The sequence below is a fragment of the Acetobacter indonesiensis genome (genome assembly GCF_000963945.1).
Classification (GTDB): Bacteria; Pseudomonadota; Alphaproteobacteria; order Acetobacterales; family Acetobacteraceae; genus Acetobacter; species Acetobacter indonesiensis.
The window spans coordinates 236094-250275 of sequence record NZ_BAMW01000006.1 but is presented as its reverse complement, the minus strand read 5'-3'; the positions used below and the strand labels follow the sequence as shown (position 1 = coordinate 250275).

The following is a 14182-nucleotide window of genomic DNA, read 5'->3' as shown; positions in this document are numbered from 1 at the left end:
TCTATAGATTTTGCTCCTTTATCGGCTTGCCTGCGCTGGTCTGACTGATCGCCGTTCTGTCAGACAGATCAGAAAAGCTAGAAGTGGGAAAAAGACACCAATTTCAGAAGCCAGCATCCAGCCGCCCATTGCATAGGCCCAACTGCCAATCGCTGACCCGGCTGCGCCACCCATAAAGAAAATAGCCATATAGAGCCCATTCAGGCGGGCTCTATGCTCAGGAGCCAGAGCAAAAAGGGCGCGTTGCCCCAGAACCAGATTGGCAGTGACGCCGAAATCGATAACAACGCCGCTCAACCCCAGCACAATGACAAACAGCCGCTCGCCAGCAAACCAAGTCCATGTAAAAGCGAAAGCCGTTAGGGCCAAAGCTGCGAGTGTGGCTGGCCAGGTCCATCCCCTATCAGCAATTCGCCCTGCAATAGGGGCAGCAATGGCACCCGAAACACCCACAAAAGCAAAAAATGCTATTTCACCTTGTGAAAAATGGAAGGGTGCGCCAGCCAGCAGCAACGGCGTTACTGTCCAGAACAGGCTGAAAACCCCGAATTGACAGGCGTGATAGAAGGCTCGCCGCTGCAAGACTGGGGTGCCGGTCAGCAAATGCACCATGGACAGCAGCAAGCTGGGGTAGCTTTGCTTGGCCGCTGGTACGCGTAGCGGCAGTTTTGCGCGCAAAATGCCCGTCAGCACCAACATAACCAAAGCAGACACTATAAAAATGGCCCGCCAAGACAAAAACTGCGCCACAAGGCTGGCAACAGGTCGTGCCAGCATGATGCCAAGCATCAGGCCGCTCATCACGTTCCCGACCACCTGCCCTCGGCGCGATAACGGGGCAAGATGGGCGGCAAAGGGCACCAGAATTTGCACCGCGACAGATAACACACCAACAAGCCCAATCGCGCCCAGAAACTCAAATGGCGTCCATGCAAAAGACACCACGGCAAGTGCCACCGCCACCAACGCGGTCATGCTGACAATAAGACGTCTGTTTTCCAGCAGATCAGCCAACGGCACAATCAACAGAAGGCCGAGGCAGTATCCGATCTGCGTAACCGTTACGATCAACCCTGACAGACTTTGCGGCATGGCCAGTGCCGCACTGATGGGACCAGCCAGCGGTTGAGCATAGTAAAGATTAGCGACAATCAAACCGCAGGCAGCCGCCATAATCCGCACAAGCTGTGGCGAAATGCCTGCATGCTCGGCATTCCGAGCAACGATGTTTTCTGGCTGGATGTTAGTCATGAATGCACATCTGGTGTGGCATCGCTGGTGTCCATATTGTGTGAAGAGAGGCCTTTGAGGCGTCAGGGTCGGTTAGTTTACCATCCACCGTGCTTCAGCCATTAAAAAGAAACGTGACCATTCCATTAAAAAATGCTGCCAACGTCTGCTGGCAGCATTTTTTCTGATCACAAACCCACTGAGTGGTCAGGCCATTAATCTGCGCGTTGAATCAGTTCAATTTTATAGCCGTCCGGGTCTTCCACAAAGGCAATCACACTGGTGCCAAACTTCACTGGCCCTGCTTCACGCGTCACCTTCCCACCACCAGCGCGCACTTTTTCAACTGCTGCGGCCACGTCTGGCACCCCAACAGCAAAATGGCCAAAGCCCGTGCCAACGTCGTATCCGTCGTCCTGCCCCCAGTTATAGGTGAGTTCAATCTCGGCCTGACCGGACGCATTATCCGCATAACCAATGAACACAAGCGTGTATTTGCCTTCCGGCACCTCACGTCGCCGTAGTTCGTGCATCCCCAACAGTTGGTAGAATGCAATGCTGTCGTCCAGATTTTTAACCCGAACCATTGTGTGCAGGTAGCTTGCCACTATGCCATCTTCCTTCTGTTACGCCTCTGCTTTTAAAGGCAACAGGCCAACAAGGTTCACCCGGAAAAAGAGGCCGGATCAACAGCCATCAGAAACAGACCTGCCTGATTTGCTGCGGCAATGCAGGCATCACGGTCTGTCATCAAGGTATTGCCTGCTTCAAAAGCAATGCCTTTTAACCCGGCTTTGTGAGCATTTTCTACTGTCGCAGGGCCAATGGTTGGCATGTCGGCCCGCTTTTCCTGACCCGGTTTAAGCAGTTTGACCAACACGCCGCCTTCTCCGGGCTGTCGGCATTCGCCTGCCCGCGCAAGCATGCGGTCCGTGCCTTCCATAGCTTCAACGGCCAATACCAGACCGTTCTGCACCACGCATCCCTGCCCAATATCCATCCGACCAAGCGTCTGAACCACATTTATGCCACGCGCAATATCTGACCGTGCAAGGGTATCTGGCTCAACACGCCCCAACACACCGGGGCGAGCAACGGCATGAGACAGAAATTCATGCGCCCCGCGTACTGTAAAACCTTCCTCGCCGAGTATACGCACCAGCGCAGCCAACAGGCCGTCATCGCCAGCAAAAAGTGCGCGCCCTAAACGCGCAAGAATACGTGCCCCTTCTGCGTCAGGATACAAACTGCGTAAGGACGGACGGCGGATAGGTCCGATCAAAACCAAATCCGTGCATCCATGGGCACGCAATAGGGACAACATCTGCCCCGCAGCGCCCAGGCGCACGGTTTCATGCGGCCACGGTGCTATGACATCCGGCTCAGCAAAGCCTTCAAATCCGAGGATAAAAACCGGACGACCGGCAGCGGCAGCAGCCTCCGCCACACGGGCAGGAAGCGGCCCGCCCCCTGCCAGAATACCAACTGCGCCGTGCGCTGCCGCGTTCACGCGCCCTCGGTTTCTGCCGTGCTGAAGTCACCCCGTGCCACGCGCACTAACCCGCGGCGGCTGGGAGCATCTATAAAATCAAGAATTTCACGGATACGAGGCGTATCACCAAACTCACGGCGCATGACTTCCAGCCGCGTTGCAAAAGTGCCTTCTTCATCAGCTTTTGGATAAAGCGTCAGAAATGCCTTACGCATGCGGTGAATTTCGGCGGGTTGCACACCGTTCCGCCGCAGCCAGATCCAGTGCAGACCAACCAGACGAGCACGGTTACCCAGTACACTGCCATAAGGGATAACGTCTGCCTCAACCCCGGCAACACCCCCGACCAGAGCCGCATGCCCAATGCGCACAAACTGGTGGATGGCAGCAGACCCCATGACGCGGGCATCATTTTCGATGGTAACGTGCCCACCCATGACCACATTGTTGACAATGATAACCCGATCACCCAGCCAGCAATCATGAGCGACATGCGCGTTGGCCATAATCAGCACATCGTCACCCACATGGGTTACACCTGTGCCGGTGGCAGTCCCCCTGTGGATAGTAACATGCTCACGCACAACAGTGCGGGCACCCACATCACACCGGGTTGGTTCACCCTTATATTTCAGATCCTGCGGGGCCATGCCCACGGTGCAGAATGGAAAATAACGTGAGCCCTGCCCCAGACGGGTATGGCCATCTATTACAACGTGAGAAATCAGCTCAACATCGTCTTCAATCACAACGTCCGGACCAACCGAGCACCACGGCCCAATAACAACCCCACGTCCAAGCCGGGCCCCCGGTGCAACAATGGCAGTCGGATGAATAACCGCTACCCTGTCTTCTCCTACAGCGTGCACCACCTCAGCTCCTCTCCTGCTTGCGCCACACCGGTATCTTGTCAGACACCATGCGTGGGCAGCCTTGCCTCAGAAAGCGGGCGTTTTCCGGGCAAAAATCGTCGTTCTTAAAAAAAGGCGTAAAATTACGTCTCATTCAACCCATGATCATGGCGCTGAATGTCGCTTCAGCCACCACGGCATCATCAACTTTCGCCACGCCACGGAATTTCCATACATTGGAACGGTGACGTTCTTTCTTGACGTGAATACGCAACTGGTCGCCCGGCTCAACCGGTCGGCGGAACTTCGCGCCTTCAATGGTCATGAAATAAACCAGCTTGCCTTCAAAGGCTTCACCCAGTGTCAGAACAACCAGCGTCGCCGCAGTCTGGGCCATGGCTTCAATAATCAGAACGCCCGGCATAACAGGCCGTTCAGGGAAGTGGCCCTGAAAAAACGGCTCATTGACGGAAACATTCTTGATGCCAGTTGCCTCTTCCCCCAGGACGATATCGACCATCCGGTCAATCAGAAGGAAAGGATATCTGTGCGGAATCGCCTGCATGATACGGTTGACGTCAATCTTGTCGATCGTCTGAACGTCCTGCTGCGATTCTTGTTTCGTCTCCACGTCCCCTAGACCACCCTGCTCGGCCGGACAAAGCCCGGCATGTGTTCACTCTTTACCCGAACCGCCATCAGCCGATCCGGATGCTTTCTTCGCCAGCTTGCGCAAAACCGCCACATTCCGGAAAAACTCCCGGAACGGCATGGCGGGGCTGCCAATAACATCTGCGCCGCTTTCAACATCAGACATCACACCGCACTGTGCCCCAATACGGGCCTTGGCACCAATGCGGATATGCCCGATCAAACCGGCCTGCGCCGCGACTGTAACGAAGTCTTCCAATACGGTTGATCCGGAAATCCCCGCTTGGGACACAACAATACAGCACCGACCCAGCCGGGCGTTGTGGCCGATCTGAACCAGATTGTCGAGACGTGAGCCTGCGCCAATAACCGTATCGTTCACAGAACCCCGGTCAATTGTGGTGTTAGCACCTATCTCCACATCATGTTCAAGCACGACGCGGCCAAGCTGTGGTACCGTTTCAAAGCCTTTTGGCCCTACGGCAAACCCGAAACCATCCTGCCCGATACGCGCCCCTGGCAGAATAATGACCCGTTCACCTACAACAGCATGGGAAAGCGTGACGTGATTTCCGATACGGCATCCTGCTCCTAACTGAACACCCTGCCCCACAACCACGTGTGAACCAATAACGCAATCAGGTCCAACTTCCGCACCAGCTTCGATAACAACAAACGCCCCGATTTCGCAGTTCGGGTCAACTTGTGCTGTCGGCGCGATGTAAGCAGATGGGTGGATACCAGCCTTGGCCGGAGTTTTAGGATGGAAAAGCCGCGCAACACGCGACCATGCCAGATAAGGAGCCGTTGAAACCAGCGCAGCACAATGCGCTGGCACTTTATCTGCAAAAGCGGGCGCAACAATAACTAGGCCTGCTTTTGTATTTTCAAGCAGAGAAGCATAGCGCCGATTATCCAGAAAACTGACATCCTGTGGACCAGCAATCTGAAGTGGCGCTATCCCCACATACCCTTCTGTAGGCATGTTCCCCTCACGCGGGGAAACAAGGGTAGCCTCGGCAGCATCGGCCAGAACCTGCGCCTCAAACGGCCCGGAACGGGTGAAGAAGCGCGGGTCTGCCGGACCAGATGATACGTTTTGCTGCCCTGTCATTCTTATTTAGACGGCGCTGCTGCTGGGCCTGCAACGGGTGCCGGGCCAGTTGCCGGACCCTGCTGATCTGCATCTGCCGTGGTGGGCATTTTGCCAGACTTTGCAAGTTCTTCCGGGTCAACATTTGCTTCCGGAATAAAGACGGCTGGCAGAATGGTATTCAACTGCTTTGCCACTTCATTCGTGATGTCCTGCCCATCAACGTGCAGAGCAACCTGTTCGTTGTGCAGAACCAGATTCATGCCATGTGCGGCAGCAACTTTCTGGATAACTTGCACCAGTTCACGTTCAATCTGCCCCAGAGAAACCTGTGCAGCTTCCTGAATGATCCGGTTACGGTTACGGAAATCGCGCTGTGCTTTCATAACACGCGCCTGCAGGCTGCGTTCACGAGACTGGATCTGGTCAGACGTCATGGTCTTGGCCTGAGCCTGCAGCTTCTGCTGCTCATCACGCCAGCCAGCCTGTTCCTTCTGAAGATCCTGCGCCAGTGCATCACGACGGCCACCCAGAATCCGCTCCACCTGCATGGCGGCTGAAGACTGGTGCATGACGCCAGAAACACTGATCACGCCAATGACTGTCGGCGGCGGTGCTACACCCTTAGGCAGATCAGGCGCTGATGGAATAGGTGGCAGCGGCAGAACGGGGGGAGCCTGATCGGCCTCCCCACTATCAGACGGAGGAGCCGGAAGCTGAACAGGAGCCGGAGCAGCGCGGTGTGCAGCTGCATGCGGAGCAGAAGGCGCTGTCGGCTGCTGTGTTGTTTTCGGCACAAACCAGCCACCGCCGCCGGCGTTCTGCGCCATTGCCATAGGAGCCAGCGCAACAGAAAATGACAGGATAGCCGCACCAAAAGCGGCTGTTCTGCGGAAGTTCGGCATCATTACCTCAGAATTGCTGGCCGAAGCCAAAGCGAAGAAGCTGCGTGCGGTCATTATGGCTGCGCATGACAGGAACACCCAGATCGATGTTCAGCAAGCCAAACGGACTCTTCCAGGAGAACCCGGCACCGGCACTCACACGCGGCCGCAGTGTGTCACCACTTACCCGTGTGTAATAGGGTTGGTCTGTAACCGGGTTGGTCAGATTACGCCTGACGCGCAACCCGGCCACACTACCAGAATCCACGAAGGCACGTCCCTTCACGCCCATGTCGGACAACATGGGAATGGGGAAGTTCAACTGCGCGGACGCTGTATACATGAAGCGGCCACCCAGAAGATCTTCAGACGAATGGCCTGCGTAACCCACACTTCGCGGCCCTGCACCACCATCAAGGAAGCCGCGCAGGTTGTTACCACCAAGATAGAAGTTATCGATGATATCGTGGCGACCACCGCCCCAGTCACTCATATAGCCCATGCCCGCACGGAACGCGGCGGTCCATTCATGACTGTTGGTCAGATCATCCAGCGGGATGTAGTACGCACCGTTCACTTTACCACGGACGTAGCGTTCATTCCCACCCAAACCGGCAAAGTCACCACCGACGGAGACCATATAACCGCTATGCGGGTTCATGTGGTTGTCACGCGTGTCATACACCAGATTGGTGCTGAGCTGGGACAGAACGGATTTACCGGCCTGATCGAGAATATACCAGGACGATTCGCTCCAGGTATCGCCAACGCTTCGGCGGATCAGGCTGTAGTTCCAAGACTGAGACAGATAGCGGTTATAGGCATACCCCATACGCAGGGTGATACCATAGCGGCTTTCAGAGTAGTTCTGGTAGGTCTGATACTTATTCTGGATACCAAAGATATCCACACCAGCCACTAGGTTTCGATCCAGGAACGCAGGATTGGTCAGCGAGAAGTCAGCCTGTTTCTGCCACAGTGACATAGTGCCAGACAGACCAGCATCAACCCCAGTGCCCAGCAGGTTATGCTGCTTAAGCCCGATATTCCCGATCACGCCCACGTCGGTTGAGTAACCGCCACCAAGCGAGAACTCACCGGTCGGTTTTTCCACAACACTGACCGCCACGTTAGCACGATCCTGTGCTGAACCGGGCGTTTCATCAATAGAGACGCTTTTGAAGAAGCCCAGATCCTGCAAGGCAGCCTTGGCATACTTCTTGTAACTTGGGGTATAGGGATCGCTTTCCGCAAACGGCAACTGACGACGGATAACTTTATCTTCCGTCACAGTGTTCCCATTGACGTCAATTCGTTCAATGTAGCGGCGCGGACCTTCGCTTACGTCAAACAGAAGATTGACCACACCCTTTTCCGGGTTACGGGCAATTTCAGGACGCACCATCGCAAATGGATGACCCTGCGCCTGAAGGGTTTCTTCCATATCCGTTGCGTTATCCTGCACGGCCTTGCCATCGTACCACTGGTGGGCAAACAGCTCGACATATTTACGCAGGGATTTAGCCGGAACATGACGAAGGCTGGACCGAATATCGACCTTACCCAGACGATAGCGCGGTCCTTCATCCATCGTGAAGGTCACATAAAATGACTTCCTGTCAGGGGACAACTCGCCGGTCGCGTTCTTCAACTGGAAATCAACATACCCGTTTGCCAGATAGAAACGACGCAGCAGTTCTGCGTCATATTTCAGGCGTTCCGGGTTGTATTCGTCAGATGAGGAAAAGAAGCGGAACCACGCATTTTCCTTGGAAGACACCACGCCAGCCAGACGCGCTTCACCAAAGGCCTTATTCCCCACAAACGCAATTTTGCGAATAAGGGTCTGCGGGCCTTCGTTAATCTGGAACACCACATCAACGCGGTTATGGGCCAGACGAATAACCTGTGGCGTCACAACGGCGGCGTAGCGCGCTTTCTGGGCATAGACTTCCAGAATTTTCTGGCGGTCATCTGCTGTGTTTTCGGCTGAGAACACGGCACGCGGACGCAGGGAGATAACCTTACGCAGGTCTTCATCTTTGGCAGCGTGATTCCCCTCAAACACAATGCGGTTCACAATGGGGTTTTCAACCAGCCGCACGTTCAGCGTGTTGCCTTCACGACGCAGCGAAACATCCTTGAACAGACCTGTGGCATACAGTGTCTTCAAAGACCGATCGAGGTCATCCTGACTGAACGAATCACCGGGGCGCACCACCATGTAAGACAGAACAGTGTTGGTCTCGATCCGGGTGTTGCCGGAGACGTTGATATCTTCAATCACCCCACCCGAACGGGCTGGGGTGGAAGTGGACGTTGACAATCTGGCATGCCGCGCCGCTGAAACAGCGGCGGGTGCCTGTGCTGAAGACGCCGTTGCGGCCTCTGCACTATTTCCACCCTGCATCAGGAAAGGAAATACGCAGACAGAAACAAACAGGGCTGAACGCTTACCCGTCAAGATCTGCCACCCTCCATCCGGGTTGTTGCATAGTCAGGAGCCCATCTCCCGCTGTTGTGCCGCCCGCAGGGGGACGTATCCGATATAACCTGTGTCACGCAAGTTCTTCCGTTCCAACCCTGCTGTACATCAGCCGACAAGAGACGCAACCCACTTGAACAACCCGAAGCTGGACAAATCATTAAAGGTCGAAAACAGAAACAGCCCAGCAAGAACAGCAAACCCTGCCTGAAAACTGATTTCCTGGATCCGCTTCGAAACCGGACGTCCCCTGATTGCTTCTATGGCATAAAAAACCAGTCTGCCACCATCAAGAAGCGGCACAGGGAATAAATTTATTAGACCGAGGTTTACAGAAAGCAAAGCCATGAAGGACAGCAGGCTGGCAAAACCATACTGGGCCACCTGCCCGGAAAGCTGCGCAATCTTAAGCGGGCCGCCCAGATCCTTGGCTGTATGCTGTCCTGTCAGAATTTGCCACACACCCTGAAGGGTCTGAACAGAAACCGTCCACGTCTCCTTAACGCCCGCCACAACTGCGTTGGGAAAAGACAATGGCTTCCCGGCTTCGGTCGCGAACATGACGCCAAGCTGCCCATGGGGGGCTGCATTTGCCGAATCCGTAACCTTGCCAATGGTAATGGGCAGTTCAACATCCTGCCCCTGACGCAGCACGGTCAGTGTGGTCTGCGCGCCGGGTTCAGCCATGACAGTGCCCTGCACATCTTCCACACCTGTAACCTGATGCGTGCCGATTCTCCGGATTTCATCACCGGGCTGCACACCGGCGGCTGCGGCGGCTCCGTTCGCGACAACAGAGGCAACTTCGTTCCGCACTTTAGGCTGTCCGGCCGTTGAAAACAGCAGGGTGAACAGCACGATGGCCAGAAGGAAGTTAAATACTGGCCCGGCCAAAATAACGATAGCGCGGGACGCTACGGATTTATCGTGAAAGGTACGCTCTGGAATCCAGGCTGCTTTTTGCTCGGGTGTTGCATCTTCGGGGTCTTCAAACCCGTGCGGGCGCACGTATCCCCCCAGTGGAATGGGGCAGATGCGCCATTCCGTGCCTGACCGGTCATGCCACCGAAACAGCGCAGGCCCGAAGCCAAGCGAGAATACTTCGACATGTACCCCCCGCCAGCGGGCTGCCAGATAGTGCCCCAGTTCGTGAATGGTCACGAGGACACCCAGAACAAAAGCGAAGGAAACAAGCGTACGAAGATATTCGTGTATCATGATAATCCGAATATTGGCTTAAACTGGCGCAAGCTCAAGCCGCATGTGCAGGTGTCAGGGCCAGCGCTTCGCGTCGGGCCTCTGCATCCCAATGCAGAACGGCGTCGAGCGTATCAGCAGACGGTGCGCCCAGTTTGGTCATGACGCGTTCCACCACACGCGCAATGTCCAGAAAGCCAATCTGCTTGTTCAGGAACGCTTCCACAGCCACTTCGTTTGCCGCGGAGAGAATGGCGGAAGCTGCACCACCAGCGCGCAAGGCTTCCCGTGCCAGACGGAGTGCGGGAAAACGCTGTTCATCCGGGGCTGCAAATTCAAGCGTTGCAAAGGCTGCCAGATCAAGCCGTGGGGAGGTTGTTGCCATCCGCTTTGGCCATGCCAGCGTGTGCGCAATGGGGATACGCATGTCAGCCGAACCCATTTGAGCAATCAGGCTGCCATCTGTGTATTGCACCATTCCATGCACAACGGACTGCGGATGCACAAGTACATCAATGCGGTCTTCCGTCAGACCAAAAATGCGGGCGGCCTCAATAACTTCAAGCCCTTTGTTGAACATGGTTGCGGAATCGATGCTGATTTTCGCACCCATTGTCCATGTTGGATGCTTAAGGGCCTGCGCAGGCGTTGCCGCTTCCATTTCAGCCACACTTGCCTTTCGGAAGGGCCCACCTGACGCTGTCAGGATGATTTTTTCAACCTGATCCATCTGCCGGTCTGCCATTGCCTGAAAGACAGCGTTATGCTCGGAATCAACAGGCAGCAGCGTGGCACCGGCAGCATCAACAGCGCGCAGCATGACGTCACCGGCACAAACCAGCGCTTCCTTATTCGCCAGAGCGACAGCGTTACCATTTTTTACAGATGCCAACGTTGGCTCAAGCCCGGCAGCGCCCGTAATTGCCGCCATCGTCCAGTCTGCTGGCAGTCCCGCTGCATCGATCACGGCCTGACGACCACACGCGACCTTCGTCTTTGTGCCCGACAGGAGTGAACGGAGTTCTTCAACCGCACTTTCATCAGCCAGGACTGCCAGTTCAGCATTCAGGCTTTTGGCTTGCTCGGCCAGACGGGCCGCATTCTTGCCGCCAACCAGGGCGCGCACCTGATACCGGTCCCGGGCCTGTTCAAGCAGATCAACTGTAGAGCAGCCAATGCTGCCTGTGCTTCCCAGAACGGTTACGGTTCTCATTGCGCTTTACTTCCAACCCTCGTCACAGCAGCACAGACCGGCATCGGTGTTACTGCCAATCACTTACCAGGCAGCCTGCTTACCAGAGCCACCAAAACATCGTGCACCCCTGCCGTCCAGAACGGCGCGGATGACATAACACATAAAGAAACCACAGCCGCCACAGGCGCCGCCGCTACAAGACCATCAAACCGGTCAAGCAGACCGCCATGCCCCGGCAACAGGGTTCCGGAATCTTTCACGCCGAGTGCGCGCTTCATGCCGCTTTCGGCCAGATCACCCGCTTGCGCTACCACGCCCAGCACAGCCGCCCATACCGCTGCTGTGCCAACGCCGCCCTGCCCAGCGGCAAGGGCAATACCACCCCCAAACAGAACAGCGCCAACCAGCCCACCGCATGAACCAGACCACGTTTTTCCCGGTGAAATACGCGGGGCCAGCTTTGGGCCGCCTATCAGACGGCCTGTTAGATAAGCACAACTGTCACTTGCAACAACAACGCACACAACAAACAGAACAGGCCACGCACTTTCAATCCGCAACCACAGCAACGCGTTCCCCGACAGCACAATGACACACATGATGGCGCAGAGCGGAGCGCCAAACACCAATGATGTCAGACAGAACGCTGGGAAGGCATCCCATCGGCCAGTCGCTGCTGCCAAACCTGCGCCCAGTGCCCAAAACACGTATAAAGCGCCACGCCACGATTTAACCGAAAGACCGAAGAGGATAGCCGCCTCAGCCGCCATTCCTCCCATAACGCCCAGAATAAGGCATTTATACAGCAAGCCACCCATACCAATGGACACACTCGCCACGGCAATCAACACACAGGCAGAAAGAAGTCTGACACGGAGATCACGCCACGCCGTGGTGGAGGAAGCACTCATGCTTTTGGCCGCGCACCAAAACGGCGTTCACGCCGTGCGTACGTATCCAGCACGGTTGCAAAATGCCCTTCATTGAAGTCCGGCCAGAAGACATCCAGAAAAACAAGTTCGGCATAGGCACTTTGCCACAGCAGAAAGTTGGAAAGACGAAACTCCCCACTGGTACGGACAACCACATCTGGGTCCGGGATACCTGCTGTCCAGAGTTTATCGGCAAACAAAGTTTCCGTGATCTGGTCTGGCTTCAAATCCCCACTCGCGACCGCCTGTGCCAAACGGTGTGCCGCCTGCACAATATCGCCACGCCCGCCGTAAGACAGCGCCAAAAGCAGTGTGATCCGGGTATTGTCGCGTGTCAGCGCTTCTGCGCGCGCCAGTTCTTCACGCAAGGAGGCATCAAAGCGCGCCAGATCACCAATAAAGCGGATGCGCACGCCTTCTTTGTGCAGTTCAGCCACTTTATGGCGAAGATAATAACGCAGAAGACTGGTCAGGTCGGCTACTTCCGTAGGCTCACGCGACCAGTTTTCAGACGAAAACGCATAGAGCGTCAGGTATTTTACGCCGCGATTGATGGCCGCGCGCAAGCAGCGAGAGACAGCTTCGGCCCCGGCCTTATGGCCAGCCAGCCTGGGCAACCCGCGCTCAAACGCCCAGCGTCCGTTGCCGTCCATAATGACGGCAACATGCGCTGGCACAACAGCTTTGGTGTCTATTTTACCGGCAGACTTGGTCGGCACTGATCCACCACCACGGGCAAGAGAAAGAAAACCTGACGCCACTAATGTCAGACCTGCTTAATCTCGCGGTCCTTATCAGCCAGCATATCGTCAATTTTCTTAACGTACTGGTCTGTCAGTTTCTGAATGGCATCAGACCAGACCTTCACATCGTCCTGGCTGATTTCGCTTTTCTTTTCCAGATTTTTGGTGGTGTCCATGCCGTCACGACGCACACCACGCACCGCAATCTTTGCCCCTTCCGCATAACGGGCGGCGGCGCGTGCCAGTTCATGGCGGCGTTCTTCCGTCAACTGCGGAATGGGTACACGAACAGTCTGACCATCTGCTGCCGGGTTCAGGCCCAGCCCGGAATCACGGATCGCACGCTCAACAGCACTAACCAGCCCACGGTCCCACACCTGCACCGTCAGCATACGGGCTTCTGGCACCGCGATTGACCCAACCTGTGTCAGTGGCACTTCCCCGCCATAGGCTTCCACCCGCACGGGCTCCAGCAGAGCCGGGCTGGCACGGCCAGAGCGCAGACCAGCAAAGTCACGACGCAGGCTTTCCAGCGCGCCATCCATACGGCGCGTCAGGTCTTCAGTAAGAGCATTCAGGTCAGACACGGTTTTGTTCTCCCGTTTCCTGGACGGTATTTCTCCGCCCCATCATAAGCTGTAACAGATGCAGCCGGTTGATTCAGGCTGCTTCAATAATTGTGGTAAATGCCCCTTCACCACGCATGACGCGCGCAAAGGAACCAGTTTCACCAATGTTGAAAACAATAATTGGCAGTTTGTTTTCACGTGCAAGACTGATGGCCGCAGCATCCATCACGTTAAGCTGGTTTGCCAGAACATCCATATAGGTCAGTTGTTCATAGCGCACTGCACTCGCATCACGCTTGGGGTCTGCTGAATAAACACCGTCAACCTGCGTGCCTTTCAGCAGCACGTCACATTCCATTTCGGCCGCACGCAAAGCCGCAGCCGTATCGGTTGTGAAGAACGGGTTGCCAGTGCCAGCCGCGAAGATAACCACACGGCCTTTTTCCATATGACGCACAGCCCGACGGCGAATATAGGGTTCGGCAATGGAAGACATATGGATGGCTGACATTACGCGGGTCGGAATCTGCTCACGCTCAAGCGCGTTCTGCAACAGCAGCGCGTTAATGACCGTGGCCAGCATCCCGGCATAGTCACCCTGCGCACGGTCCATCCCCTTGGCGGCAGCGGCCAGACCCCGGAAAATGTTGCCACCACCCACAACCAGACAGACTTCAATGCCGTCACGCACAACATTGGCAACGTCATTGGCAATACGCTCAACGGTTTTCTGGTCTACCCCAAAGGCACCATCACCCATCAGAGCTTCACCAGAAACCTTGAGCAACACGCGTTTGCGGCTTGGCGTTTCGCCAGTGGATGCAGTCATTGGCCCTCGATCACGCATTCAGTCTGAAATA

The 14182-nt window shown here is 55.7% G+C and carries 14 protein-coding genes; all 14 read right to left on the bottom strand.

Annotation, left to right across the window (positions count from 1 at the left end):
* Nucleotides 1–18: 18 nt before the first annotated feature.
* The 14 genes from Abin_RS02365 to pyrH all read right to left on the bottom strand — a co-directional run bounded on the left by Abin_RS02365 (nt 19) and on the right by pyrH (nt 14151).
* A complete protein-coding gene (locus Abin_RS02365) occupies nt 19–1251 on the bottom strand; it encodes an MFS transporter (protein WP_048844720.1) in 1233 nt (410 codons plus the stop codon).
* Nucleotides 1252–1445: 194 nt separating this feature from the next.
* A complete protein-coding gene (gene gloA, locus Abin_RS02360) occupies nt 1446–1838 on the bottom strand; it encodes a lactoylglutathione lyase (RefSeq protein WP_048844719.1) in 393 nt (130 codons plus the stop codon).
* 56 nt (nt 1839–1894) lie between these two features.
* On the bottom strand, nt 1895–2740 hold the full coding sequence (locus Abin_RS02355) for an LpxI family protein (RefSeq protein WP_048844718.1): 846 nt from the start codon (nt 2738–2740) through the stop codon (nt 1895–1897).
* Nucleotides 2737–3591 carry an acyl-ACP--UDP-N-acetylglucosamine O-acyltransferase gene (lpxA, locus tag Abin_RS02350; RefSeq protein ID WP_048844844.1) on the bottom strand — a complete coding sequence of 285 codons (855 nt, stop codon included), beginning with the start codon at nt 3589–3591 and terminating at the stop codon, nt 2737–2739. Before lpxA ends, Abin_RS02355 begins: the two co-directional genes overlap by 4 nt.
* A 136-nt stretch (nt 3592–3727) precedes the next feature.
* The gene (gene fabZ, locus Abin_RS02345; protein ID WP_306297630.1) at nt 3728–4165 is read right to left on the bottom strand and encodes a 3-hydroxyacyl-ACP dehydratase FabZ; all 438 of its coding nucleotides are present in this window, start codon (nt 4163–4165) and stop codon (nt 3728–3730) included.
* A gap of 84 nt (nt 4166–4249) precedes the next feature.
* A complete protein-coding gene (gene lpxD, locus Abin_RS02340) occupies nt 4250–5338 on the bottom strand; it encodes a UDP-3-O-(3-hydroxymyristoyl)glucosamine N-acyltransferase (protein ID WP_048844717.1) in 1089 nt (362 codons plus the stop codon).
* A 2-nt stretch (nt 5339–5340) separates the two neighbouring features.
* Nucleotides 5341–6225, bottom strand: coding sequence for an OmpH family outer membrane protein (locus Abin_RS02335; RefSeq protein WP_084593416.1), 885 nt, complete (start codon nt 6223–6225; stop codon nt 5341–5343).
* 4 nt (nt 6226–6229) lie between these two features.
* Entirely contained in the window at nt 6230–8665 is a 2436-nt protein-coding gene (gene bamA / locus Abin_RS02330) for an outer membrane protein assembly factor BamA (RefSeq protein WP_048844715.1), read from the bottom strand.
* Between the two features lie 129 nt (nt 8666–8794).
* The gene (gene rseP / locus Abin_RS02325) at nt 8795–9907 is read right to left on the bottom strand and encodes an RIP metalloprotease RseP (RefSeq protein ID WP_174766811.1); all 1113 of its coding nucleotides are present in this window, start codon (nt 9905–9907) and stop codon (nt 8795–8797) included.
* A 31-nt stretch (nt 9908–9938) separates the two neighbouring features.
* Nucleotides 9939–11096, bottom strand: coding sequence for a 1-deoxy-D-xylulose-5-phosphate reductoisomerase (gene dxr, locus Abin_RS02320; protein WP_048844714.1), 1158 nt, complete (start codon nt 11094–11096; stop codon nt 9939–9941).
* 59 nt (nt 11097–11155) lie between these two features.
* Complete coding sequence (locus Abin_RS02315) at nt 11156–11989, bottom strand: phosphatidate cytidylyltransferase (RefSeq protein ID WP_048844713.1); 834 nt, start codon at nt 11987–11989, stop codon at nt 11156–11158.
* Nucleotides 11986–12663, bottom strand: coding sequence for a polyprenyl diphosphate synthase (uppS, locus tag Abin_RS02310; protein ID WP_244894870.1), 678 nt, complete (start codon nt 12661–12663; stop codon nt 11986–11988). The genes Abin_RS02315 and uppS overlap by 4 nt, the downstream gene beginning before the upstream one ends.
* A 113-nt stretch (nt 12664–12776) precedes the next feature.
* Nucleotides 12777–13298: a ribosome recycling factor gene (frr, locus tag Abin_RS02305; protein ID WP_048844840.1), complete on the bottom strand. Its 522-nt coding sequence runs from the start codon at nt 13296–13298 to the stop codon at nt 12777–12779.
* A gap of 115 nt (nt 13299–13413) precedes the next feature.
* On the bottom strand, nt 13414–14151 hold the full coding sequence (pyrH, locus tag Abin_RS02300; RefSeq protein ID WP_048844712.1) for a UMP kinase: 738 nt from the start codon (nt 14149–14151) through the stop codon (nt 13414–13416).
* Nucleotides 14152–14182 lie beyond the last annotated feature (31 nt).